This window comes from Cohnella abietis (genome assembly GCF_004295585.1).
In the GTDB taxonomy this organism is placed as follows: Bacteria; Bacillota; Bacilli; order Paenibacillales; family Paenibacillaceae; genus Cohnella; species Cohnella abietis.
On record NZ_AP019400.1, the window covers coordinates 3,160,528 to 3,186,562 of the forward strand.

A 26,035-nucleotide genomic window follows, 5' to 3' on the forward strand; every position below is an offset into this window, starting at 1 on the left:
TTGATATTTGGGAATATTACTCAAATATATTAGTTTTATGTGTTATAGTGATGTGAAAAGAAATGATGGGGGAAATAAGAATGAAAAGGTTTTTTACAATATTTTTAGTTATTGTTATGACAATAGTGTTTTCTGCTTGTTCAAACAACACAGGTACACCGAAATTACTCAGTAAGGAAGGTGTTGCGCCCTACGAGCTGTCGGAAAGCGATACATATCTTCTGAAGTCGTTAGGACTTGAAAAGGATGCAAAAATCATATCTTTCAAAGCACCTAAAACAGCAAAAAGCCTTAAAGTAAATGTTTATGTTTTGAATGATAACAACACTTGGAAGGTTATGGGAGGCGGACAGGTGTCACTAGGGAAAGAAGCCACCGCAAATAATAGATTAGAAGGTACGTTTACAATGATGCTTAAAGACAACTATGCAATAGATTTCAACATCAATACCAAGGGAAGGGCTTCATATAAAACCGATAAATTGGATGTTAATTATGAAATCGTATCATCTTCACAAGGTTTTCTAACAGATTTTCAAAGGATTGAAATCAATAAAGAAATACCTGTTGCTATTATGATTTATGACAGTGGTACGAGAATGAAAACCTATGCTATGGAAGATTTCTTTTCACCTTCAAAATTTGAAGAAATGGACTTAGTTCAAGCAGTCACACTGACTTTTACTGATGGAGCCAATTAGAATATACTAACCAACAGCTTCGCCAAATGAGCATAATCTGAATCTGTGTCCACGGAATAATAATAGTTGATAATAAATGGAGGCCCTTGTCAATTTGGCAGGGGTCTTTAAAATCTGCCTCACGTAAGAGAACGGCATCTAAATTTACAGCTAAAAACAACATCCGAATAATAGAGTGCATGTGCTGCAATATGCTGAAAATTAAAGATACTAGTATATAAGGTATCTTTTAGTATTTCACTCCGCTCCCCCCAAATGGGGGATATATTATTTGTAGATTTAGTGATAGCATGAAAAATCATGTCTTTTGGCTCTTTCGCTGTTATGCCGTCGAAGTTTGTCATTTTGCTGTCATTGAAGTTTGTTATGCTTGTCTTTGTTATGAATATGAAAATTTGAAGGAGGAAGTAGAGTGCGTATTGTATGTAAAAAAGGAATTTCAATAATCTTAGTGATGTTGATAGTACTAGGTGGATTGAATGGGTTGTTTATTGGAGGTGGCAAAGCGTTTGCTGATCCAGTAACTTTCGCTCGAGGAGATGGTTCATCAAGTAATCCTTATCAGATTGCAACCGCAGCTGAGCTTAATAAGGTCAGGGAATATTTAGGAAGAAGTGATTATTTCAAGCTGACAGCAGATATTGATTTAAGTACCTACACAAACTGGGTGCCAATAGGTAATTCTGATTCGAAATTTGCAGGAAAAATGGACGGCAATGGTTTTAAAATCACGGGGCTAACGATTAATGGTGTTAACGATTTAGGGCTATTCGGTTATACTGATTCGTCTAGTTTGATTACTAATATTAGACTTGAAGGTATTGCTGTAGTAGGTAACAATACCGATGGTCAGAATGCAGGTGGCTTGGTTGGTCACAATACTGGAAATATCAGTAACAGCTATGTCGCGACAGGAAGTGTGAGTAGTTATAATTATGTAGGCGGCTTGGTTGGTTTTAATGAAGGAGGAACAATCAGTAACAGCTACGCCTCAGTAAGTGTGACTGGTGTTTATAATATAGGCGGCTTGTGTGGTGTTAATATGAATGCATCAATCAACAACAGCTACGCCACAGGAAGCGTGCGTGGAACTACTGCAGCCGGCTTGCTTTATTATAACTACCCTGGCTCCCATGTAAACAGCAGCTACTTTGACAACCAATCAACAGGACAAATGGGTGGAGGTCTTGGAGGTGGCGGGTTAGGCAAAACAACGGAAGAGATGAAAACCAAAGCAACATTTATAGGTTGGGATTTTACTGGAACTTGGTATATGCTTCCGGGACAATACCCTCAATTATGGAGCAGCATTACTTTGTCAAAAGGAACCACAGTTGGAACAACCAAATTGATCGACGTTGCAAATGGTATGGAGTATTCGCTTGACGGTAACAATTATACACCGATCACGGGTACTTCTGTCGAAATTGCTGTGAATGTGGGCGATACGATCTTCGTCCGTATTGCTCCAAACGTAAAAACATTGACAGCCAATCAAACGAATATCAGAGGGATTACCCCGCCTGTTTTAACAGCGGACACGACAAATAACTATACTGTGAATAACATTGATATTACGTTCGCGAGTAATTTGGCATGGTCAGGAGCTATCACGGCGGTGAAGGACGGAAATACCCTGTTGGTTTTAAATGCGGATTACATCGTCGGAGATGGGCTGATCACGATAAATGCCAATGTGCTGGCAAGAGGCAATCATACGATTACGGTAAAAGCAACCGGTTATGAAGATTCCGTAATCGACCAGACGGTATTGTTATTGCCATCGCCTATCAATGCATTAGCATTGGATAGATTGGTAGAAGCCCCTGCAAAGAGTGCAGTACCTAGCATAACAGCGATTAATGAACCCCAATACACAGGAACAATCGCATGGTTTGAATCCGACGGCATAACACCAGCACCGGCAAACTTTGCAGCATCAACCGTATACAAAGCAAAAGTAACGCTAATAGCTAAAGCTGACTATACCTTAACAGGCGTTACAACAGACAGCTTTACGTATACTGGAGCAACAACAGTAGCGAACATAGCTGACTCAGGAGTAGTCACAATTACATTCCCAGCGACAGCAGCAGCAACAGTAGTCCATGCATTGGTATTAGATAGCTTGGTAGTGGTCCCTGTCAACGGTGCAGTACCTAGCACAACAGCGATTAATGAAACCCAATACACAGGAACAATCGCATGGTTTGAATCCGACGGTACAACATCAGCACCAGCAAAATTTGCAGCATCAACCGTATACAAAGCAAAAGTAACGTTAACAGCTAAAGCTGGTTATACCTTAACAGGCGTTACAGCAGATAGCTTTACGTATACTGGAGCAACAACGGTAACCAACACAGCTGATCTTGGAGAAGTTACAATTACATTCCCAGCGACAGCAGCAACAGTAGTCAATGCATTGGCATTGGATAGCATGGTTGTAGCCCCTGCAAAGAATGCAGCAACTAGCACAACAGCGATTGATGAAACTCAATACACGGGAACAATTACATGGTTTGAATCCGACGGCACAACATCAGCACCGGCAAAATTTGCAACATCAACCGTATACAAAGCAAAAGTAACGCTAATAGCCAAAGCTGGCTATACCTTAACAGGTGTTACAGCAGACAGCTTTACGTATACTGGTGCAACGACAGTAGCCAACACAGTTGACTCTGGAGAAGTCACAATTACATTCCCAGCGACAGCAGCAGCAACAGTAGTCAATGCATTGGCATTGGATAGCTTGGTAGTAGCTCCAGTAAATGGCGCAGCAACTAGCACAACAGCGATAGATGAACCCCAATACACAGGAACAATCGCATGGTTTGAGTCCAATGGCACAACATCAGCACCGGCAAAATTTGCAGCATCAACCGTATACAAAGCAAAAGTAACGCTAACAGCCAAAGCTGGTTATACCTTAACAGGCGTTACAACAGACAGCTTTACGTATACTGGAGCAACAACAGTAGCGAACACAGCTGATTCAGGAATAGTCACAATTACATTCTCAGCGACAGCAGCGACAGTAGTCCAAGCATTGGCATTGGATAGCTTGGTAGAAGCCCCTGCAAAGAGGGCAGCACCTAGCACAACAGCGATTGATACCACACAATATACAGGAACAATTGCATGGTTTGAGTCCGATGGCACAACATCAGCACCGGCAAAATTTGCAGCATCAACCGTATACAAAGCAAAAGTAACGCTAATAGCCAAAGCTGGCTATACCTTAACAGGTGTTACAGCAGACAGCTTTACGTACACTGGTGCAACAACGGTAACCAACACAGCTGACTCAGGAGTAGTCATAATTACATTCCCAGCGACAGCAGCAGTTACACCAACACCAACACCAACACCAACACCAACACCAACACCAACACCAACACCAACACCAACACCAACACCAACACCAACACCAGCACGAACACCAGCACCAGCACCAACACCAACACCAACACCAACACCAGCACCAACACCAGCACCAGCACCAAAACCGTTCTATAACGAAAAGGTTAATATCGATGTAATCAAGGCGCTAGTAGAAAAAGCAAATGCTGCACCAGCAGTAACATTTAAGGATGTATCTGCAAGTGCTCCAAATGCTAAAGCGATCGAGTTAGCAGCTAAGCTTGGGATCATTAAGGGAAATGAGGAAGGCTCGTTCCATGGCAATGCTACGATAACTAGGGCAGAATTTGCGACTATGTTAGTAAGAGCGCTTGGATTAACAGCTGAAAGTGATTCCAATTTTAAGGACACCAAGGGTCATTGGGCGGCAGATGCAATTGCAACGTTACAAGCTAGTGGTATTATCAACGGTTACGTGAATGGAACATTCAAACCGAATCAGACCATCACAAGAGCGGAAATAGTGGCTATGCTATCCAAAGCAATGAACATTACGCTAGTAAAAAATGATAAGTTCAAGGATGTTTCGGGTAATTGGGCAGAAGCTGAGATCAATACGTTACACGATATGGGAATCATAAAGGGTGCAAAGGATGGTTCATTCAAACCGAATGCGAATGCTACGAGATCCGAGTCGTTAATTATGATTTTACGGATATTGAACGAAAGTCTTGGCCATTCGCTAGACATAGAATAGAAGTTTAAAGTTACTTGAAAACGGCAGGTACTGGTAAAATAGTATCTGCCGTTTTTTGTGGCTTCTTTTTATAGGTGCTCACAACTTGATTCAATCATGTTAAATCAGAAATTCGTTTATACTTGGAAATTATATGTAATTATTAAGTGTATTAAATCTGTTTGGGCTCAGTTTAGGGAGAGTGTAATACCCCAAGGTGGTAGAGCGCATCGATGGCATCGATTAGGTCATATAGTGAACATAGTGTTTGTATAAACGAATATTGGGGATCTATTAGACCGAAGATGAAGTAGAAAAGCCGCATGTAACAGGCATACTGTTCATGTGGCTCTTCATCGTATGAAATTTAAGCTAGAAGAAGTATGGGGATTTAAGCTCAAATTCGCGAAAACTTTAATGGTCAGTTAGACTCGAAGTGCAATGCAGCGAAAAATGAACTCAGGCCGTCTAATAAGGTGGAGGTGATAATTCAGTGAAGCCGGCCGGCTCGAATAACAAGGAAAATTTCGCGAAAGATCCCTCTCAAGCTCTAGAGCAGCTGATGGAAAGCTTTGGCTCGACGGTCATGAAGACCGCTTATTTTTATACAGGAGATCGGCATCTTGCCGAGGATATTAGCCAGGAGGTATTCCTGCGCGCTTATCGTAACTGGAACTCGTTTCGGGGAGATAGCGCGGTCAAAACCTGGTTGACGACGATCGCCATCAACGTTTGTAGAGACAAGATGGGCGTGCGGATGTTTGCTGAACAGCCGACCGATCCCAGCCAGATGGAGCGGGGACGGACAATCAACGTGGAAGAAGAAGTGCTTAGAAGATTGCAGAAAAGTGTGATTTTGCGGCATTTGCTGCGTATACCTCTGCCGTATCAGGAGGCTTTGTATCTATATTACTATCTGGACCTGAACACACGGGAAATCGCGGAAGCGACTTCGTCGCCCGAGGGTACCGTGAGAAACAGGTTGCACCGAGCGCGCGAGGCGTTGGCTCGGGAAATGCGTAAGGAGGAGACAATTAATGAAGGACATGGAGAGTAAACTGAGTCAACATTTACGAAAGGAGTCGGATGATATGTTGTTTTCCGGAATGGAAATGAGCGATAGCGTTAAACAGAAAATTAGGAAGCAAGCAGCCGCGGAGCAGAAAAACCGCCGATTCGTTCTTCCGAAAGCCTGGCTTGCAGGAGCGGCTGCGGTAGTCGCGGCGGTCGTCATCGTGACGGGATTGCCGATGCTGAAAGAGCCCGCCGCGGTTCCGGCGCCAACGAATAATTCGACGGGAACCGTGCTACCCGGAAACGGAGGAGCCACAGGTTCGGAGCTGTCCCAATTGATCACGACACCGTTCGGAACGGCAGAGGCAGCGCAAACGGCTTTCGGTACCGGTGTGCTTGTTCCTCAAGTCGCCCCGGAAGGCTTCAAATTGGCTGAGGTTGTCGGCGTAGGAATGAAGGACCAACCGCTCAGAGATTTGAACTTCACATACGGCTCGGGTGATAAGACGGTGACGTTCAGCGCGAGCCACATGCCGGCGACATTCCCGACGGACCTGTTCACATCGACGAAAGTGGGCGGAGCGGATGGCTTTATTTTCGAGCAAGAAGGGTTCACGGAGCTGTTCTGGGTAGTTGACGGAATTCAGTATGGCGTGTCCGGCCCGATCTCTGGCATTGAGGCCATGAAGGTCGCCGAATCGGTCGAGTCTTAACAAGTTGATGCGTGAATTTCGTTAATAGAATGATACAGCCCACCCGTTGAGGTGGGTTTTTTCGTTAACTTATTAAACGACAGCTCAAGCTGGAAATTTTCGTTTTGCGTTTAATCGCGCAGCATCGCATGCTATAATAGTTCAAGTCATCAGAGAAGAGGGAAAAATGCATAGAGAGACATCCGAAAAAAAGCTATTCTATTTGGATGGCATTAGGGGACTTGCGGCATTAGCCGTCGTTATTGCGCACTATATTCAAGTATTTTATCCAGCTGCGTTAAATGGAAGACCGCAACAAGCACATTCTGAATGGGATATTTGGTACGGGCATTCTCCTATTAATTTATTTTATAATGGACAATTTGCCGTTTGCTTGTTTTTTGTGCTGAGTGGTTATGTGCTAAGTGTCAAAATGTTTGAAAAAGAGATTGATAGTGAAAACTTTCAAAAATTGTTGCGTTCCAGCGCCATACGAAGGTACATTCGTCTTGCTGTGCCGGCAGCAGTATCCGTATTGTTGGCGTATCTAGCCATAATTACGAATGCCTTTCATCTCCATGAAATATGGGGAACAACTTGGACGGATATGAAAAAGGACTACTACGCTTTAGATACAAATGTATATACCGTTATCAAGGCAGCTATTTTTGATCCGTTTTTCCGCTTTAACGCACATCCTTACAATCCAGTCCTTTGGACAATGGGCTATGAGCTATTAGGTTCTTTTTTAATTTTCGGTTTTATTGCTTTATTCGGACGAGTGAATAAAAGATGGATTGTGTATGTAGTCTTATCCATTGCGTTTATTCAAACCTATTTTGTCGCTTTTTTGTGGGGAATGCTGCTTGCCGACTTGCTCAAGCACAAATGGGTTCAAAGTAAAATAACGGCAGTACTTGTGCTTTTAATGGGGATTTACTTAGGTTCGGCGCCTTATACTGCATTAATGGGGACTATGTACGAACCGATAGAAGTCTGGACAAAAAATATTAATGAATGGTTTCAATTTAACATTGATCCACGATTGCTTGCACGAAATTTAGGCTCTGCTATGATATTGTTTGCTTTGCTTCGTTTAAGAGTGCTGCAGCATGTGTTTGGATGGAAACCGTTTGCTTATTTAGGGCAGATTTCATTTTCCATTTACCTCATTCATTTCACTTTCCTAAATACGTTCTCCGCGTTTCTGTTTAGTAAAGTGATTCATCATTTTAGCTATAATCTTGCCTATGCCATTACGTTTATGGTTTCCATGGTGCCCTTATTTATTTTGTCGCATTATTACATGAAATATATCGATCAAGGTGCTTTAAAACTAGCTCGTAAAGTTGAAAAAAAGATGACTGCATAACCCCAAAAGCTCAGAGTTGAAACTAACAGCTCTGAGCTTTTTTGTGCAAATTACCTACTTTTGTTTGGAAATAGCATTATTTTTATGAAAATGTTCTAAGCGGTCTAAAGAACGCACGAATGTCATCGACTATCAGCTCTGGTTCTTCCATAGCGGTAAAATGTCCGCCACGAGGCATTAAAGTCCAACGCGTAACGTTAAGGTTGCGTTCAACCCATTCTCGGGGAGGTAATACGATATCTGCTGGAAATATAGCAATACCTGTAGGCACTTCGATGCGGCCTAATGGTGGTAAAGAATGCGAGTTTTCATAATATATATTTGCTGAAGAACCGATGGTGTTGGTAACCCAATAGATCATAATATGAGTCAGTAACTCATCCTCGCTAAATTTTCGACTGAGATCACCATTACAATCACTCCATGAACGAAATTTCTCAATAATCCAACTGGCGAGGCCTACCGGCGAATCGGAAAGTCCATAAGCTAGTGTCTGAGGCTTTGTGGATTGTAGGGACATATAGCCGCCCTCTTGAGAGATCCATTTTGCAGCATTTCTTTTATACTGTCGCTCTTCTTCAGAACTGACTTCAGCATCATTTGAATTCAAAAGATCTCTAATAATACCGACATCCGTTAGATGGATTCCAACCAAAAGCTCGGGATGGTTAGCCGCTAGATATCTTGTGACACCTGAGCCAACATCCCCACCTGCAGCAGCGAATTTTTTGTATCCTAATTCTGTTGTCAAGAGTTTAGCCCATATCTCGGAGACACGAAAGTTGTTGACGCCAGAAAGGGTAGGACGACTAGAGAATCCAAATCCGGGCAATGAAGGGACAATGACGTCAAAAGAGTCCTCAGGATCACCGCCGTAGCTGACTGGATCAGTGAGAAGAGGAATAATCTTTTCGTAACGAAGGTAACTGTCAGGCCATCCGTGGGTAAGGATGATGGGCAATGGGTTAGGTCCTTTGCCTCGTTCATGTACGAAGTGCACATCTATTCCATCAATGCTGCAAGAGAACTGGGCGAAGCTATTCAACCTAGATTCTTGTGCGCGCCAATCATAATGGTCTCTCCAGTACGAAACGAGCGACTGTAAAAAATTTAATTCTGTTCCTCGATCCCAATCCGAGCTCTCTAACTGTGTGGGCCACCGGATATGTTGTAGTTTATATTTGAGATCATCAAGGAGCTCATCGGAGGCATGAATGTGAAAACGTTCTACGACCATATAAAATCCTCCATATTTGTCGTTTGCACGATTATTATATCCTTTGAAAGGGTATGGTACACTGTTATAAATGAAGCAATAAACTATACTATTTGATAGGTGACTACTATGCCGCAAGTAGATCGATACAAGCAGCGTACCGTAAATGTTGAATTTTCCGCGGTTGAGGATTGTAGTGCACTTCCTTATTCTGGTCGGTTTTCGCTGATTTTTATTAAATCAGGAAGTATTAAAGGGACATTAAACGAACGTCCTATATCTATTAGCGCTCCTGGTGTTTTTTGTCTGGCTGAAGATGACGAATTGCAAGTCAATGAGAAGGATAAGTTAGCAGCACAATCCTTTAGCTTTCATCCTGAATTTCTTAATACTACAACTCTTGCAGAAACACAGGACTACTTCCCAACGACTCCTAGCATACAAACAGGTCGTTCTCTTTTTCAAAGAGAGCATCAGAATACCGCCATTCCTCGCATAACCGAAAAAGCATATCCGCTTTTGTTCGAGTGGTTTTTTGTTCTGGGTACAGAAGTACTGGCGCAAAGTGATGAGCTCTGGGTGTGCAGAATAAAAAAGTATCTCATTCAGATACTGGGTTTGTTAGAGGATTTAAATCGAGTTAGCGCACACTCGCCTGTTGATGTAGTGCTAGACTATATTCATACAAATTATTTCAAGAAGATTTCGTTGGAGGACTTGACGAATCGCGCTCATGTGAACCGTGTGACGCTTAATAAATTGTTTCAGGAGAGATGCGGATATACTGCGATCGGCTACTTGCTCTCACATCGTTTTAAGATTGCTTGCGAGCTATTGACGCATACAGGTATGAGTCTTAATGATATTGCCGGTGCAACGGGATTTGAGTATGATACCTACTTTATCAAGCAATTTACAGTCAAGAAAGGTATGTCTCCGACATCTTACCGGACGACCTCTCGTAGGTTCGCGACCTATCAATAATTTTAAGACATCTGTAAACGGGGCAAGGGATTACGTTGATGTGATGAAAGCACCAAAAAAGAGTTCGTTATTTTTGAAAAGTCCCCGCGGAGCTCAAGGTTGGGTGCTGCGCAGAACGTCCGAAATTTAATAGATGGATGTTCGAATCCACTCCCCATCAAGCAATGAGTTTCGCATTTGTGGTAATTTCAATTGTTCGACGGCACTTTTTAGAAAGCTATCATTAATAAACTGATCCGAATTATTCGTCATTAGGAACGGGATGGGATGGTAATTATTTGCTATTTCCCGCAGGGTTTGAATATCTCGTTCATATATTGCGGCATCCCAACGGATCGTAGACAGTACGCGTACGACTACTTCTAAGGGGAAATCTGTAACCGATGCAATTAATTTGCCTGCATACAGAGGCTGATTCCGAATTAATTGATGGGCTTTCAGATGTGCACGCAAATAGGCATGTACAATGTTTTCATTTCTTCTAGTCCAGCTTTCTTCTGCAACAACTCCTGAAAGATAGTCCTCATGCTCTCCCTCCATAGGAAGGGCTTTTCCTGTCTGATTGTATTTAATCAGTGTCGGGAAGGGCTCGCATACGACCCCCGCATCGATTTGTCGATACGCAATATCTATTAGCGTCTCATTTAGATTTTGATCAATGATTTTCAAATGGTCGATCTGTGATCCTAAAGACTTATACAGGCGATACCAAGGACTGGAGTGTTTGAGCACAGCGATGGAGTGGGAAGTAAGCTTAGAAAAATCATAATGGGAGGCATGGTTTCCGACCATAAGGGAAATGCCTTGATTATTCCTGCTTTTCCCATCAAAGGCGAGTAATTTTGCTTTGAAGTTTGGAAGAAATAAATTGATTTTATACAGGTTTGTTAAAGGATAATCTCCTATGGATGCGATCTGAATGTTGCCGCCAATCAATTCCTCAATAAGCTTTGGGCCACTGGACGCTTCAAACCAGCTGACGCTGGTCGGGATTGCGGAATTGGCGAGTTCTGCTTCTAACCACTTCAATTCCTTAATAATAAGGGAGCTCCACAAATGAGCATTATACTTTTGATAACCGATAGTTACTGTATGAGATAAATTCGTTGTTTGCTGTTGTCTATGCAAGGTTATGGAGTGATTTTGAACCCAGAAAGACAGTTGATCGCGATCGATGAAGACATCTTTCCCAATTTTTATGAAGGGAAGTCCTTTGTCTTTGCGCCATCTATTGATGGTCGCGCGGCTTATTTGCAAGAAGTCGACAGCTTCTTGCAAAGTAAGTAAGTTCAAATGTCTATTCATGCAAGTTCCTCCCGATACTACAATTTCAATATTTTTACTTTTTTTAATAAAAAAGGACGTTCGGCTCATTGAATGTCACTCGTATAGCAATACGTCTCATTGTGTTGATTAATCAAACTGGCTTTGCTACTGTATTAATTATAGTAATTCCATAGGAATAATTAGTCAATCGATTAGGAGACGGAACCATATGAAGAATGAAGCATTCATGTTGGATGCCGATGTGCTTGTTTTGGGGGGAGGTCCTGCGGGGACATGGGCTGCCTATACAGCTGCTACGATGGGCGCCCGTGTCATATTGGCAGATAAAGGTTATTGCGGAAGCAGTGGAGCAACGGCTCCCGCAGGCACTACTCTATTGGGCACTTTCAATGATAGCATTCGAAGAGAGCAAGAGATTAACGCATGCTTAGAAAAGGGAGACGGTCTGGCGGATCGAAGCTGGATTGAAAAGCTTCATGATAATAATGATGCTGGAACCGCAAAATTAGTAGAGTTGGGCTACCCCTTCCCGAAAGACCAGAACGGTTTACCAATACGCAGAAGCTTGCAAGGTCCCGAATATATGCGCCTGATGCGCAAATCAATTTCCAAAATAGGCGTAAAGATTCTCGATCGTAGCCCTGCGCTAAAGCTTCTGACCGAGAATGAAGCCGTAACTGGAGCGATGGGGGTAAACACGCAGACAGGAAAGGAATGGACGGTACATGCAGGGGCGGTCATTATTGCAACAGGTGGCTGTGCATTTTTGAGCAGAGCGCTAGGCTGCAATGTTCTCACGGGCGATGGAAATCTAATGGCGGCTGAGGTTGGCGCTGAACTATCAGGGATGGAATATTCCAATGAGTATGGGATGGCAGCTGGCTTTTCTTCCGTTACCAAGAACTACTTGTTTAATTGGGCCAAATACTACCGCTCGGATGATTCCGAGATTGAGAACCCTAATAAAAGAATTTTAGCCAGGGTGATGATGAATGAACCGGTTCGCGCCCGTCTTGAGAATGGCGCCGATCAGATAGAATCTGAGATGCGCAGGACGCAGCCCAACTTTTTCGTACCTTTCGATAGACAAGGAATTAATCCCTTTAAGGACAAGTTTCCTATCGCATTGCGTTTGGAAGCCACGGTGAGAGGAACCGGAGGAATCAATTTAACGGATCAGTCATGTGCGACTTCTGTTAAAGGGCTGTTTGCAGCTGGAGACGCCGCGACACGCGAACTGGTCTCTGGCGGAACGACAGGCGGCGGGAGAATCAATGCTTCTTGGGCTATTGCTTCGGGATGTTTGTCGGGCGAAGGAGCTGCCCGCTATGCCTTGTCGCACCGGAAGGGAGTGCGAACCGGATTCAAGCTCAGAAATGCACATAGTGCCGCCAAGTTTCTGGGGCATGACGGAACGAAGGAAGTCATTCGTCTAGTGCAAAATGAAGTGACGCCTTTTAGTAAAAATCTGTTCAGAACTGGGGACGGACTTACAAATTCATTACGGACGCTTGATGAGCTTTGGAATCATACAGGCAATGGACTTATTTCGCATGAGGACGTGAGAGAAGTGGTCCGTGCGCGAGAAACGGCTGCCATGGTTGCAACTGCACGCATGATGTATGCGAGTGCATTAGAACGCAAAGAATCCCGCGGCATGCATATCCGTGACGACTATCCCGAGCAGGACCCTACTATGCAATATCGTTTAATACTCAAGGGGGTTCATCAATTCAGCTTTCGGCCACAACATTGATACTTTTAAAGGGGGCTGCCGGATGATTCAAATTATTAGCCAAGAACGCTGTGTAGGTTGTGATTGGTGCATCAAAGTATGTCCTACAGATGTTTTTGACAAAAAGGACGGCTTTCCAGTTATTGCACGGGTATCTGATTGTCAAACTTGTTATATGTGTGAGCTCTATTGTCCAACGAATGCCATGTATGTATCGCCATTAATCGATGAAGAAGAGGAAATCGATGAGCAAGCATTAATAGAAAACAGTATAATCGGCAGTTATCGCAAGGAAATAGGTTGGGGCAAGGGACTTCAATCAACGGCTTCACGTGATCAATTTCACTTGCTTAATTTAATTAACTCTAATGATTGTAAACTATAGACTAAATTCAGGAGGAATCACGTATATGCTAGATTCACACGTTAACCACAAAAAGCAAATCAACAAATGGACAGTATCCACCTTGTTAGTCGCTTTATCTATGCTGCTTCTGTTGGCGGGATGCGGGTCGGATCGAAAGGATACTACCGATTCTCAAGGCAAGGCTAGAAAAAAGGTTGTTATTGGCTATTTGGCAATGTCCGACCCGCAAGCAGCGGCAGCGCAGCTAGGCTTTTTCCACAAGCACATGGATGCCGACATTACGTTCCAGCGCTTTGATTCCGGACCAGCCTCGCTGGCTGCATTAGCGGCGGGCTCTATTCAATTCATGACGGAGCTAGGCAATCCGCCCACGGCAAATGCAATTTCTAAAGGAATTCCGATCGAAGTCATCTGGTTATTAGAACAATATACGACAGGTGTCGGGCTAGTGGTAAAGGAAAATTCCTCTATACATTCGCTCGCTGATCTTAAAGGCAAAAAACTTGCCGTTGTAAAAGGCTCCACCGGAGATCTTGTTCTTTCGACGGCACTACAATCGGCAGGTATTAACGCCTCCAGTATAGACATTATTAATATGAGTCCTCCCAATATGGTATCCGCTTGGAAATCAGGAAATATTGAAGCTGCCATCACTTGGGACCCTGCAAAGTCAGAAATGCTTAACGATGGCGGCAGAGTCATCTTGTATGCTAAGGATCAAGAAGCGCCTGTGGTCAATCTTGTAGTCGTTAACAAAAAGTGGGCGGCTTCCCATAAGCATTTGGTTGAAGGGTTTGTTAAAGCGGAAGTAGAGGGCATCGAATTTTTTGAAAAATCGCCGGATGAAGCCCATGCTGCGATAGCGCAATGGAATTCAATCGCCGTTGATGATGTCAAAGAGCGACTGAAAGGAATTAATTACGTTTCATTAAAGGATCAGTTAACACCTATTGGCATGGGGGATGACGATGCTGCACAATCCATTGTGCAAAAGGCGTTAGAGATGGCTCTTCAGGATGGATACAAGCAAGGACAAATCGAAACAATCCCTGATAATATCGATGCATTTATTAATCGATCTTATGTGAAATCTATTTTAGATCTTAAGCCTTAGTACTAGAGAGGTAACAATATGATTCGAATCGAGCACGTTTCAAAGACATATGACGGATCGGATGATACCGTTGCTCTAATTGATATACATGCTGAAATCAATAGAGGAGAGTTTGTAACGATCGTAGGTCCAAGCGGGTGCGGAAAAACCACCTTGCTTAACTTGTTGGCTGGTTTCGAGACACCCTCTGAGGGAAAGATTTATGTAGAAGATACCCTCATTACCGGTCCTAGTCCGGAACGCGCCATGGTATTTCAGCAGCCCACGCTTCTACCGTGGATGAATGTGCTGGATAATATCACTTATGGGCTGCGTCTGAAGCACGGCAAAAGAAACATTGATCAACAGCTAGTCCGCGAATTAATAGGTATTATGGGGCTGACTGGATTTGAGAAACATAAGGTTTTTCATCTCTCGGGAGGTATGCAACAGCGCGTAGCCATCGCTCGCGCATTGCTCGTATCTCCATCCGTGCTTCTGATGGATGAGCCATTTGGTGCTTTGGATGCAATGACGCGACAGGAAATGCAGCAATTTTTACTGCGTACATGGTCGCAATTTAAGCCTAATGTTATTTTTATTACCCATGACATTGAAGAAGCGATTTTACTAGGTACGAGGATCTGGGTCATATCGCCAAGGCCAGGCAAGATCGTTAAACAATTTGTGTTGGAAAAAGAGCAAAAAGCTACGTTTCATGTATCTCTTGAATTTTTGGAGTTAAAAAAGGAAATTATCAATTTGCTGCATCCTAACAAGGAAATGGAAGATTAACTGAATTAAGCAGCAAAGGCAGGTGCAGATTAGCGATGGAGCAGCAGTCACTGCGAATGAAAATCTCCTCTTTCATCAAGTATCATCTCTATTTTCGTATAGATGCAAATAGCATAGCAAAGAACCAAGCAGGCCGCTCTTGGAAAATGAAGCTGGCGGTGTTCCTGTTTATCATTATGGCTTGGTCGTTCATCACGATTGGAGGAAACATATCGCCTGTCATTCTTCCGTCTCCCGCCAAAGTGGCGCATACCTTTTGGAATCTATTAACGGTAGGCTATCAAAATAACACATTGGGTCAGCATGTGCTCATCAGCGTAATGCGTATTTTAGTTGGGTTCCTTGCTGCTGCAGTAACTGGTATTCTACTTGGATTTGCAATGAGTGCGAACCGTTTTCTCATGAATATCTTTGATCCGATAATTCAATTATTAACCCCAATCCCTCCGCTGATTTATATTCCATTGCTTCAGGTATGGTTCGGGATTGGCGAACTGCCGAAAATACTATTGATCTATATCTGTACTCTTCCATTTGTAGTGATTGGCTCCATATCAGGCGTACAGAGCTCGAAAGAATCGATGATTCGCATGTCGCAAAGTTTCGGTGCCAACCCTATACAGATCTTTCGTTATGTTGTGGTGCCGTCTGCTCTACCAGAAATAATAACAAGCCTTAGGCTTTCGCTCGGTCGATCTTGGACCTGCGTGGTCGCTGCGGAAATGATAGCCGCTTCATCCGGTTTGGGATGGATTGGAAACATGGCTGGTCTGCAGCTTCAAACCGATGTCGTTTTTGTCGCTGTTCTTTGCATCGCCATGCTAGGATTGATAATGGACACATTCCTTCGATGGCTGCAAAGGCGTTGGGTTTATTGGGAGGGGAAATAACTCCGATTTAACTTCTTGAGTTTACTTCCGTCTAAATATCTTCATCTCAAATTTCATCAATCCTTTGTCAAACCGCTTTCTCTTGCCAGTACGATCGCTTGTGACCGCCCGGCTACTTGTAGCTTGCTGAATATGATAGAAACGTGATTTCTTACGGTCTTGGGACTAAGCACGAGGCGCTCGGCAATTGCTGGATTCGTATATCCCTGGGCAATCAGAGTTAGAATTTCACGCTCGCGAGCTGTCAACTCAGGAAATGGGCGGGCAGGGCTTTCAGGCAGACGTCGCCCCGGACGCTCGAAATAGCCGAACAAGCGGTTCGCAATGGCAGGGCTGAAAATGGCTTCCCCCTTGCTAGCTGACACAATTGCGCGAATGGCCTCGTCTCCTTCCGCACCTTTGAGCAGATAGCCGCGCGCCCCCGCGCGCATAGCTGCAAAGATCGACTCATCGTCGTCGAACATCGTAAGCACCAATATACCTATTTTCGGTGTTGAAGCTAATATGCGGCTCGTCGCCTCAATTCCATTCAGCCCAGGCATGTTTAAGTCCATCAAAATAACGTCTGGCAAGCAGCGTGCCGCCATGGAGACTGCTTCCTCACCCGTGGTGGCTTCTCCGACTACCTCAACCGTTGACGCTTCCGCCAGCAACAGAGCGCGCAAACCATATCGAAACACCGGATGATCGTCAGCGATAAGGACACGTATACGATTCACTACACGATCTCTCCTCTCTTAACTCGCTCGATATCTTCACTCTTTACGTACAAAAAAGGCAATTTGGCGTACACCCTCGTTCCTGAATGCGGCAAATTCCCGATGATGCATATACCGCCCAATTCTTCTGCTCGTTCATGCATCGAACGGAAGCCGACACCCGCGCGTGTCGCCGGCGGCAATCCTTGTCCATTGTCGATTAATTCGACAATCAGAGCGTCATGTACACGTAATTTAACTGAAGCCGCAGTGGCATGAGCATGACGGACTATATTGGTCAACGCTTCCTGAACAATCCGGTAACAAGCAATTTCTATCGCCGCTGGCAGCGGTGGGAGTGAATCCGGTGCGTCAAGCTCCATGTCGATACCGCTTGTTTGATATTGTGCAATCTGCTCCTGCAAGGCAGCCAACAGTCCCAAATCATCAAGTGCAGGTGGACGAAGCGCATAAACCAAACGGCGAATATCGGAAATTGCTTCTTGGGTATGAGCTATCGCATCGGTTAAAAGAGTCTCTGCAACGTCCGGTTTATCCCGTAACTGTTTCTTGATCGCTGATAACGTAAACGTTTGGCTTGAAAGCATGGGACCCAGACCGTCGTGCAAGTCTCGGCGAAGACGGCGCCGCTCCTCCTCGCGTGTAGTTACGAGCCGCTCACGTGAACGCTGTAAATCGTCCGTCAGACGTCGTAGGTCATCGGTTAACCGGGCAGAATGGACCGCGATGCCGATCTGCGGAACCAAGTCGCGAACCAAACGAAGATCAGCCGATGATAGTTCTTCTCCCCGCTGGCGTGGTGAAAGAATAAGCTCGCCAACCTGTTCCCCCTGGTGAACCAAGGGAATTCGCAAATCAGATTCGCTGTCCTTGAAGGCACCATAAGATACGGCCCTCCGGATAGGATCTACAGCAACTGCTTTTTGAGTTCGATTCCAAACGATGGCCACATGCGGGAGTCTAAGTGCATACGCCACACTTTCGACTATTTTGGGAAGGAGGGCATCGGCGGGGAGCGACTCTTCAAGCTTTTTCCCAAGGTTAGAAAGCGCGCGGTACGGATCGACACGGTCGCCGAACATCAACCGATTCACAGCCTGTTGTAATCGTGTACGCATCGGTTGCATGATCACTGCGATCAAGGCAGTAGCCAGCGCGGAAAATATTAGATTGTTATGCACTTGTAGAAGGGAGCTGGCGCCAAAAACAACAAGAACGTACAAACAGAGGATGCAAGCCGAAAATACCACATAGACCAAAGTCCGATTGATAACGACATCGATATCCCATAGCCGGTAACGCAGCAAGGCAATACCGATGCCGACTGGTAAAGGAAGATAAACGAGCATCGTCGTAAGCGGGCCTTCAAGCTGATAGAGCGACTCCGGTTGATGGAGAGTGGTAAAGATTGTGGGGAGGAGGTTCATGATAACCATCAAAAGCACAGATGTTCCGAATCCGAATGCCAGCCATTTAATTTGCTGTTTCTGCTGAGGAGAAGCGACGGCAAAAAAACGATAAACTTGCGTGGAAGCCACGCTTCCGTAAACCAGTAGCACCTCCAAGCTACTTAGCAATGGGGGCCAATTTTCGATGTTATAAGGATACGGCAATAAAATGAAGAAACCCAATTGCATCACAAAAAGAAACAGTAGCATCCAAGACCAGCGTGGAACGAAGCGCCCATCCGGGAATGTGCAGAAAAACAGACCGAGCGCAGGCCATTTTAGAATGATAAACAACATGCTAATCAACATGATCGCGAAAGGCGGGTCCTGCATGATATGAATTTCATTCATACCAAATGAGCCGAAGGTGATCAATACCAGTGAAACAAACAGGCTCATACGTTCCGCCGGTTTTCGCCAGAAGATTAACAATCCCGTCCCAATCATACAAAGAGAAGCAATCATATCGCAAAACAGAGCATAAATCGCATACCCTTGGAGCGAGATCCCGTACTTTACGAGTGCGGGCAATTGTGAATCTTGTATTTGAAACCTGTTACAGCTTATACCGGTTACGTCTGAACAAGAAGTAAAAAGCGAGGCGGCAAACTTCGGGTAATTGAATATCAGAATATAGAGGTCAAAGAGAACCGCAAGCAGCCAAAGGAAACGTAATACATTTGAAGCTCTTCTCGTTATCCCTTGTGCTGATTCAGTCACATCTGTTCGCCTCCTATAATAGCGATTCAAACATTATTTTACCATATATATCCACAAAATTGACGACCAAAGCTTTTATTTGGATATGGGCACACCTGTATGGATTCCGTGTTGACCCGAAACCAGGTTTGAGCCAATCGCAATGAGCGCAACTGCTAAAGAAACGACGGAAAGCAGGTCAAGAACAGCAAAACTAGTATCGTTGGTAACGAACATTTCTGACGTATGAAGGAGAGGTGAAATAGCAAACATCACACCGATATAGGCGGGGAATACTTTGGCTCGAATTATGGCGATACCAAACAGGATGGCACCGATTATGCAGAGGAAGAAGCTGCCGAACGGGTAGATAAAAAAGTTTGAATCAATAATTTTATCGATAAGGTGTGGCGCCCCTTCATCTACCATAGGAAAAACCGAAGTAAAGGATGCGGTAACCGCTATGTTCAAAAATACACCAAATACATAGAGCAATAAGCCAATCAACCCCGTCTTTCCAAACTGTGCGGACTGACGTAAATAAATAGCAGGAAGACCAATCAAAATGAATGAAAATGCAATGAAGCTTAGCACAAAATACATCACAAACACTGAGCTTTGCAGATTAATATGTTGCGTGGTAACCTCTGAAATATTGATCTTCAAGCTAATGAAAAACGGAATGATACCTGTAATAAGAAGAAGCACGGACCCAAGCCATAAAAATATGCCGCTCAAACGATTCAGACTTGCAGTAGACATTCGTTTTTCCTCCTTCGTTTATCCTCGCGATTTAGCGCATGATGCGCTATGGCACAAGTATACAAGTAGGAAAATCTGTTGTGATGTGACTGGTGTCCTTTTTATCCCTGACGAAATATCTCAAATAAATGTGTGATGCCGGGACATTGTGTCCCGACATCCGAGCTAGACCGGCAGTATTTACCGTATATCGTGGTGCACCTTATGCTGCAGAGAATGAGAAAAATTAGGAATCGGAATGGAGTGGGTTAAAAACGGAGGACATAGCTGTGCAAAATAGTCGCTGCCCTCAAAGAGAGCGGATGGAGTAGTCGGGCAGCAACATATGATTAAGAAGGCAAAGAATCAAAATATTTTATAAGTTTATCGAGTGACTGATTCATCCCCATAATTGCGAATTTACGCATCTGACTCTCCGACCACCCAAATTCCGTAATCTTCAACTCCGTTTGATTACCCTTGGCAATAAACTCAATAATGAATTCGATGTTCTTCGGGAAATCGGTGAGGCCTAGTTGAGACGGGTCAATCTCGTTGCCGTCCTCGTCAGATAGATACTGGTTGAATTCAAGCCGTTCCATCGGCACGATTTTTTTGTAGACGCCGGCCGAGAACGACTCTAGGCCACCTTGTTCTGCCGGTGCAAGCATGCTGAACACAAATTTCCCACCTTCACGAAAATCGATTTTACACCGAGGAGATGTATAATACGAAGGGCCCCACCATTGCATGACCAGAGAAGGGTCTGTCCATGCTTTCCACACCAATTCCACCGGGTAGTTAAATTCACGCGTAATGACAATGTCTTGCATATTAGATTTTGAACTCATTTAAATTCTCCTTTTTGTTGTGATCTTTTTTGATTTTTTCCATTTCAGCTTGCAATACAGCATCTAAGGCATCCAGGCGGCTGCTCCAACGAAGCCTCATGCTCTTCGACCATTCCTCAAATTCAATCATTGCATGGGTATTAATCCGATAGATGCGTTGCTGTGCCTTCTTCTCCACATGTACCAAATCTTAATAAAGTAAATGCTTAAATAATGTCTGCAATAATATACTATAGCGCCTTTTATCTAAGATGTAGAATATGAGAACAACCAGAAAGAGGGGTTCTCATGGATATTACATCTTTTTTGCTTTACTGTATTATTGCTACGTTTACACCTGGGCCTACGAATATTGTCATATTATCTACCGTACATAATCATGGTACGAATAGGGCGATAACCTATACGTATGGAGCAACCATTGGTTTTGGTTTATTACTTGCTACGTCTGCTATACTGAATACAATTCTCATTACGTTTATACCGAAAATAACTTTTTTCATGCAGATCATCGGAAGCGGCTTTATGCTCTACCTCGCTTATCTGATTTCCAGAATAGATACATCTAACCCAGTCGCAAGCCAATCGGGCTCTTTTTTATCAGGAATACTTATGCAGTTTCTTAATCCGAAGGTAGTGCTTTTTACATTGACTGTAATTCCAACTTTTATTATGCCCAACTATAGCTCAAGCGCTGCTATGACAATAAGCGTCATGGTTATCACGATAATCGGTTTTTCTGCATTTATGACATGGGTGCTTTTCGGTTCGATTTTCAAGAAGTTTTTACAGAAGCATTTCAAGATTGTAAATGTATTAATGGCGATATCTCTCGTGTATGCTTCGATCATGATTTGGCTTTAGGCAAGCTTATCAAGAGGTGAATAGAATGAACAAATTTATATATAAAAAGTCTGCTAGCATAACAGCGTTGTCGGCAAGTATGACGGATTTCAGCTATAAAAAGCATGCTCATCAGGAGTATGCCATCGGTGTGACGTTACGTGGAATTCAAGAGTACAACTTAGATGGTAGCTTACAATTATCGCATCAGAATGGTATCATGCTTTTTAATCCGGAGCAGGCCCATGATGGAATGGCACACGATAGATCAGGCTTGGATTACGTCATGCTATATTTTGAGCCCCAATTACTTTTGGAGGTAATAGAAAAAAAAGATATTGTACGGTTTTCAACTCCGATTGTATACGATGCTCGGCTTGAGCAAAGAATATTACGTCTTTCCGATGCCATCCTAAGGGGAAAAGACGATGATTTGTGTACCGAATTATTCTTATCCCTGACAGATAGCCTCGTTCAATCAGAGCTTTCGACTGACGATAAGAAAGAAAGCGCGATGATCCGCAAGGCTAAGGATATGCTCCGGTCTAACCTGGAACATGTTCTTAAGCTTGATGAGATTAGTAGCGAGCTTCAGTTATCCAAGTTTCAGTTTATCCGATTGTTTAAGGCACATACTGGAATTTCACCCTACCAATACTTTCTTAATAGTAAAATCGAACGCGCCAAGCAGTTAATTGAACAAAGTAGAGATATATATTTTGCAGTAGCTGCATGTGGTTTTGTGGATTTAACTCATCTAAATAAACACTTCAAATACGTGTATGGAACTACAGCGTTTGAATATTTGTCACTAATAAAATGAGGATTTGATAAATTCCCATCCTGTCAAACCGGTTGTTACAATAAACTTCTTTTAACTTCAATGTTTACTGATATAATCAATACTAATGTGTTTTTTTTGGATGGGAATAAATGCCTCATTATGGGAAATGAGGCATTGTGAGCAAAGCCATTAGTATTTTATATTAAGGAGCTTGAAGGAATGAAGCAACGTCTTGACTATCTAGATAATTTAAGAACTGCATTAACAATACTGCTCATATGTTTTCACACGGCAATAGCTTATGGAGCGGCAGGATCTTGGATTTTAGTGGATGTTGACACAAACGAGATAAATATTACTAGTATAGTGCTTACTATTTTTACAGCAGTATGCCAAGCCTTTTTTATGGGGCTATTTTTCTTCATCTCTGCCTATTTCATTCCTGCCTCGTTCGATCGTAAAGGGGGCAAACAGTTTATTAGAGATAGACTCATTCGTCTTGGTATTCCATTGCTTGTCTATTATTTTTTTATCGGCCCGATGACAGTTTGGTTCGCTCAATTCCATGGTAAAGAAACAATTGTTGAGTTTTATAGAAGCTATGTTTGGAGCTTTAAATACACGTTTTTTGGTCCTGCTTGGTTTCTGGAGGCGTCCATATATTTTGCGCTATTATATGCTTTGTATCGTATCGTTTTTAGAAAATCTATCGGGAATGCCATTCGAATTAGATTCCCGAGTAGCAGGATTATTTTGTTTGCTACTATTGCTCTTGGCCTCGTAGCTTTTGTAATTCGTCTCGTTTATCCAACGGGTAAGGGACCTCTAGAATTACAGCTCGGCTATTTTCCCTCGTACATATTTTTGTTTGTGATAGGGATTATTGCCTACCGCAATGGTTGGTTAGATCAGATTCCTGAAAAACTGAGGAGAACATGGAAATGGATTGGCATTGGTGCCATTCCCGTACTTCCGATCGCATTGATTGCCACAGGAGGGCTTGAAGGGGATCTTAAGTTTGAAGGGGGGCTCAACATGCAAGCGTTGTCCTATGCAATGTGGGAGCCATTTGTTTGTATGGGGATTGTTATTACGCTACTTACGTGGTTTAAGAGACAATATAATAAAGCAGGCAAGTTCCTTAAATGGTTGTCCAACAATGCTTATACTGTCTATCTTATCCACCCTCCAATTATTGTAGGGTGGACGATGGCTTTTCAGACAGTCGCATTACCGCCTTTTGTTAAATGGATTCTTGTATCGGTTCTAAGTATTGTAGCTTGTTTTGGAATGGGAAGTGTTATTCGCTTTATTCCAGGGATTAAACGTATTTTATGATTGAGCGAGATATCAAGGTTCAATCATTCACCCCCAGATCAAAGTTAAATCCATGGCATTTAAAGATTATTTTTCATAATCATAGCGGTAATCGGCTTAGAGACTAGAGTTGTTATTTGATCACACATATATTCCGCAGAATATTTAAAGTCCCCGCGTATCCAATATTTTATAACGCCCGCTATCGCATGTGATTGAAGCTGATCATAATCTCATAATCGGTATTTAGAGCGTTTGAATGCTCGACTTGTATTTCTTTCGTAAAAAGATCCCAGTGCATTTGCTCTAAGCGGTCAAATAGATTTGGCGAGGTATGCACCATGTTCAGAGCCTTAAAGAGGCGCTTATGTAGCTCAATATGCTTACATAGCAATATAGTAGATGGCACGACAGAGCTTAATTCAACTCGATTTACATTTTTATAGGGAGAGGTTAGAGCTAGTTTAATCCCTTCAATAGCATCATTAAATAGAGCATCTAGTAGCTCCGTTTTATCCTTGAAATGTGTGTAAAAGGTTCCTCTATTCAAATCTGCCCTAGCAGATATTTCGCTAACTGTTATTTTATCGGATGTCCCATTTTCTATAATAAGGTCAACTAATGCCTGTTTAAGAAGACTAATCGACTGTAATTGATGTTTTTGGTGTCGTGTACCACTCAACGATGTCACCTCATTTTGTTTAAAATAAAGCTAATATTGAACATATGAAATCATTTTGTTGAAGCATCAACATATTTGATTTCTTTGTTGATTGAATGAGCAATTTATTAAAACTAATATAGATGTGTAATGTTGAAACCAATAACATCTGTTATTAATCAATGTGTGAAGGAAGGTTTTAATATGAAAATTAGATCAGCTGTAGTTAATGAAATTAATGATCCCTATGTTCTTGAAGATCTAACAATTAGTGAAATGCGTGAAGATGAAATTTTAGTTAAGATTGTTGCCTCTGGTATGTGTCACTCAGATGATTTCGTCCGCAGCAAGCAAACGATGTATAAATTCCCTATTGTTCTTGGACATGAAGGTTCAGGAATCGTAGAGAAAATAGGCTCCGCTGTGCACGGCTTCGAGCCTGGCGATCATGTTGTTCTTTCATTTGAATATTGTGGACATTGCGATAGCTGTTTAACAGGTGTTCCAGCGTCATGTGATGATTGGGGAACATTAAATGAAAGAGGACGTCGAGCTGATGAAACGTATTATTTCCATCGTGAGGACGGTTCTCCTGTTTCCAACTATTTTAGTCAATCATCATTTAGCACATACACACTAGCACGCGAGCGTAATCTTACAAAGGTAACAAAAGATGTAGACCTACGGTTAGTTGGACCACTTGGCTGTGGATTTATGACAGGTAGCGGTACTGTACTCAATGGCTTGAAGCCTGCTCCTGGCTCAAGTATCGCTGTATTTGGAACGGGTGCGGTTGGTCTTGCGGCTATGATGGCAGCAAAAATTTCTGGATGTACAAAAATTATCGGAATCGATATTCATGATAATCGTTTGGAAACAGCAAAAGAACTAGGCGCAACGCATGTTATTAATAGTAAGACGGCTGACGTTCATGAAGAAATCAAAAAGCTTACAAATGGTAAAGGCGTGAATTACACTGTTGATACCACTGGTGTTCCACCAGTAATTCGTACAGCGATTGAAGTATTAGCAAAGGGTGGCGTTGCTGCACCTGTTGGTGGCACAATTAAGCCTATCGAGCTTAATACTTTTATGGATTTGGCTGCACAAAACAAAGCCATTCAAGGTGTTCTAATGGGAAACAGTATTCCACAGCTGTCTATTCCACAGCTAATTGAGTTTTTTGAAGCAGGTAACTTTGCCTTTGATAAGCTAGTTAATTTCTACAAGTTCGAAGACATTAACCAAGCTGCGGCCGATTCTTTATCAGGTAAAGTGGTTAAGCCTGTATTAATTATGGATGAGGACTATGTTCCGGGTCAATGAGAACAAGTAAACAATAATTCGATCAAGGCTTCTGCGATTTCCGGCAGAAGCCTTTTTTCATATTCACGCGCTAAGCAAGTTTGCCAGCACAACTTAAGAAGAAGCTTATGGTATTAGAACATCTAGTGTCAAAGTTAGAAAAGGGGCGGAAGTATAACGAGAAAGAAATTAATGATTTCATAAAGGACTTCCATGAAGATTTTGCAACGATTAGAAGGGAATTTATTATGCACCAATTCATGTTTAGGGAAAACCAAATATACGAATTAAACCCACAGGAGATGTGGGCAAGGTGATGCTCATACCCCGATCTCTATGATAAAACTCAGTAAAAATGGAAAGAACCCGAGAGATGGCACTTCAATGAGTCCATCTTTCGGGTTGCAGTTCACCTGATT

24 protein-coding genes and 1 pseudogene are annotated in these 26,035 nt (G+C 42.9%); 16 read left to right on the top strand and 9 right to left on the bottom strand.

The genetic code is table 11. From position 1 onward, the window contains the following. Positions 1-80 precede the first annotated feature (80 nt). From KCTCHS21_RS13480 to KCTCHS21_RS13500, 5 genes are all read left to right on the top strand, one after another. Positions 81-701 carry a hypothetical protein gene (locus tag KCTCHS21_RS13480; RefSeq protein ID WP_130608888.1) on the top strand — a complete coding sequence of 207 codons (621 nt, stop codon included), beginning with the start codon at positions 81-83 and terminating at the stop codon, positions 699-701. 454 nt (positions 702-1,155) lie between these two features. Then, on the top strand, positions 1,156-4,824 hold the full coding sequence (locus KCTCHS21_RS13485; protein WP_130608891.1) for an S-layer homology domain-containing protein: 3,669 nt from the start codon (positions 1,156-1,158) through the stop codon (positions 4,822-4,824). A 472-nt stretch (positions 4,825-5,296) separates the two neighbouring features. Beyond that, a complete protein-coding gene (locus tag KCTCHS21_RS13490; protein ID WP_232058185.1) occupies positions 5,297-5,860 on the top strand; it encodes an RNA polymerase sigma factor in 564 nt (187 codons plus the stop codon). Next, positions 5,841-6,530, top strand: a complete 690-nt coding sequence (locus KCTCHS21_RS13495) for a DUF4367 domain-containing protein (protein WP_130608894.1) — start codon at positions 5,841-5,843, stop codon at positions 6,528-6,530. Before KCTCHS21_RS13490 ends, KCTCHS21_RS13495 begins: the two co-directional genes overlap by 20 nt. Before the next feature lie 166 nt (positions 6,531-6,696). Then, positions 6,697-7,881 (top strand): acyltransferase family protein, encoded by a 1,185-nt coding sequence (locus KCTCHS21_RS13500; protein WP_130608897.1) that lies wholly within the window; start codon positions 6,697-6,699, stop codon positions 7,879-7,881. Between the two features lie 82 nt (positions 7,882-7,963). Here KCTCHS21_RS13500 and KCTCHS21_RS13505 read toward each other — a convergent pair whose 3' ends face one another. Next, positions 7,964-9,118: an epoxide hydrolase family protein gene (locus tag KCTCHS21_RS13505; protein WP_130608900.1), complete on the bottom strand. Its 1,155-nt coding sequence runs from the start codon at positions 9,116-9,118 to the stop codon at positions 7,964-7,966. Between the two features lie 108 nt (positions 9,119-9,226). Between KCTCHS21_RS13505 and KCTCHS21_RS13510 the strand changes: the two genes are divergently transcribed. Further along, entirely contained in the window at positions 9,227-10,081 is an 855-nt protein-coding gene (locus tag KCTCHS21_RS13510; protein ID WP_130608903.1) for a helix-turn-helix domain-containing protein, read from the top strand. Positions 10,082-10,207: 126 nt separating this feature from the next. On the opposite strand, the gene KCTCHS21_RS13515 is transcribed toward KCTCHS21_RS13510, so the two are convergent. Next, on the bottom strand, positions 10,208-11,386 hold the full coding sequence (locus KCTCHS21_RS13515; protein WP_157994037.1) for a helix-turn-helix domain-containing protein: 1,179 nt from the start codon (positions 11,384-11,386) through the stop codon (positions 10,208-10,210). A gap of 190 nt (positions 11,387-11,576) precedes the next feature. Between KCTCHS21_RS13515 and KCTCHS21_RS13520 the strand changes: the two genes are divergently transcribed. The 5 genes from KCTCHS21_RS13520 to KCTCHS21_RS13540 are packed head-to-tail and all read left to right on the top strand — an operon-like array spanning position 11,577 to position 16,248. Continuing rightward, positions 11,577-13,124, top strand: coding sequence for an FAD-dependent oxidoreductase (locus KCTCHS21_RS13520; protein WP_130608908.1), 1,548 nt, complete (start codon positions 11,577-11,579; stop codon positions 13,122-13,124). 22 nt (positions 13,125-13,146) lie between these two features. After that, complete coding sequence (locus KCTCHS21_RS13525) at positions 13,147-13,488, top strand: 4Fe-4S dicluster domain-containing protein (RefSeq protein WP_130608911.1); 342 nt, start codon at positions 13,147-13,149, stop codon at positions 13,486-13,488. Positions 13,489-13,513: 25 nt separating this feature from the next. Continuing rightward, positions 13,514-14,584 (top strand): taurine ABC transporter substrate-binding protein, encoded by a 1,071-nt coding sequence (locus KCTCHS21_RS13530; RefSeq protein ID WP_157994038.1) that lies wholly within the window; start codon positions 13,514-13,516, stop codon positions 14,582-14,584. An 18-nt stretch (positions 14,585-14,602) separates the two neighbouring features. Then, positions 14,603-15,358, top strand: coding sequence for an ABC transporter ATP-binding protein (locus KCTCHS21_RS13535; protein ID WP_130608917.1), 756 nt, complete (start codon positions 14,603-14,605; stop codon positions 15,356-15,358). Between the two features lie 35 nt (positions 15,359-15,393). Next, positions 15,394-16,248 (top strand): ABC transporter permease, encoded by an 855-nt coding sequence (locus tag KCTCHS21_RS13540; protein WP_130608920.1) that lies wholly within the window; start codon positions 15,394-15,396, stop codon positions 16,246-16,248. A gap of 56 nt (positions 16,249-16,304) precedes the next feature. Here KCTCHS21_RS13540 and KCTCHS21_RS13545 read toward each other — a convergent pair whose 3' ends face one another. From KCTCHS21_RS13545 to KCTCHS21_RS13565, 5 genes are all read right to left on the bottom strand, one after another. Then, positions 16,305-16,967 carry a response regulator gene (locus tag KCTCHS21_RS13545; RefSeq protein ID WP_130608923.1) on the bottom strand — a complete coding sequence of 221 codons (663 nt, stop codon included), beginning with the start codon at positions 16,965-16,967 and terminating at the stop codon, positions 16,305-16,307. Further along, positions 16,967-19,135 (bottom strand): sensor histidine kinase, encoded by a 2,169-nt coding sequence (locus KCTCHS21_RS13550; RefSeq protein ID WP_130608926.1) that lies wholly within the window; start codon positions 19,133-19,135, stop codon positions 16,967-16,969. The genes KCTCHS21_RS13545 and KCTCHS21_RS13550 overlap by 1 nt, the downstream gene beginning before the upstream one ends. Before the next feature lie 75 nt (positions 19,136-19,210). Then, positions 19,211-19,876 carry a hypothetical protein gene (locus KCTCHS21_RS13555; protein WP_130608929.1) on the bottom strand — a complete coding sequence of 222 codons (666 nt, stop codon included), beginning with the start codon at positions 19,874-19,876 and terminating at the stop codon, positions 19,211-19,213. Between the two features lie 329 nt (positions 19,877-20,205). Then, positions 20,206-20,706 carry an SRPBCC family protein gene (locus KCTCHS21_RS13560; protein WP_130608932.1) on the bottom strand — a complete coding sequence of 167 codons (501 nt, stop codon included), beginning with the start codon at positions 20,704-20,706 and terminating at the stop codon, positions 20,206-20,208. Next, on the bottom strand, positions 20,690-20,884 hold the full coding sequence (locus KCTCHS21_RS13565) for a hypothetical protein (RefSeq protein WP_130608935.1): 195 nt from the start codon (positions 20,882-20,884) through the stop codon (positions 20,690-20,692). Before KCTCHS21_RS13565 ends, KCTCHS21_RS13560 begins: the two co-directional genes overlap by 17 nt. A gap of 110 nt (positions 20,885-20,994) precedes the next feature. On the opposite strand from KCTCHS21_RS13565, the gene KCTCHS21_RS13570 reads away from it, so the two are divergent. The 3 genes from KCTCHS21_RS13570 to KCTCHS21_RS13580 all read left to right on the top strand — a co-directional run bounded on the left by KCTCHS21_RS13570 (position 20,995) and on the right by KCTCHS21_RS13580 (position 23,671). Then, the gene (locus KCTCHS21_RS13570) at positions 20,995-21,570 is read left to right on the top strand and encodes a LysE family translocator (protein WP_130608938.1); all 576 of its coding nucleotides are present in this window, start codon (positions 20,995-20,997) and stop codon (positions 21,568-21,570) included. Between the two features lie 25 nt (positions 21,571-21,595). Continuing rightward, positions 21,596-22,372 carry an AraC family transcriptional regulator gene (locus KCTCHS21_RS13575; protein WP_130608941.1) on the top strand — a complete coding sequence of 259 codons (777 nt, stop codon included), beginning with the start codon at positions 21,596-21,598 and terminating at the stop codon, positions 22,370-22,372. Between the two features lie 180 nt (positions 22,373-22,552). After that, complete coding sequence (locus KCTCHS21_RS13580) at positions 22,553-23,671, top strand: acyltransferase family protein (RefSeq protein WP_130608944.1); 1,119 nt, start codon at positions 22,553-22,555, stop codon at positions 23,669-23,671. Between the two features lie 59 nt (positions 23,672-23,730). Here KCTCHS21_RS13580 and KCTCHS21_RS32105 read toward each other — a convergent pair whose 3' ends face one another. Then, positions 23,731-23,856 (bottom strand): TetR-like C-terminal domain-containing protein, encoded by a 126-nt coding sequence (locus KCTCHS21_RS32105; RefSeq protein ID WP_157994164.1) that lies wholly within the window; start codon positions 23,854-23,856, stop codon positions 23,731-23,733. Then, complete coding sequence (locus KCTCHS21_RS13585) at positions 23,853-24,332, bottom strand: TetR/AcrR family transcriptional regulator (RefSeq protein ID WP_157994039.1); 480 nt, start codon at positions 24,330-24,332, stop codon at positions 23,853-23,855. The genes KCTCHS21_RS32105 and KCTCHS21_RS13585 overlap by 4 nt, the downstream gene beginning before the upstream one ends. 183 nt (positions 24,333-24,515) lie before the next feature. Here KCTCHS21_RS13585 and KCTCHS21_RS13590 point away from each other — a divergent pair, with 183 nt between their 5' ends. Together KCTCHS21_RS13590 and KCTCHS21_RS13595 are read left to right on the top strand one after the other, a co-directional pair. Further along, positions 24,516-25,637, top strand: coding sequence for an NAD(P)-dependent alcohol dehydrogenase (locus KCTCHS21_RS13590; protein ID WP_130608951.1), 1,122 nt, complete (start codon positions 24,516-24,518; stop codon positions 25,635-25,637). A gap of 77 nt (positions 25,638-25,714) precedes the next feature. After that, positions 25,715-25,933 (top strand): annotated as a pseudogene (locus KCTCHS21_RS13595) (DUF2087 domain-containing protein); the annotation flags it as partial. Positions 25,934-26,035 lie beyond the last annotated feature (102 nt).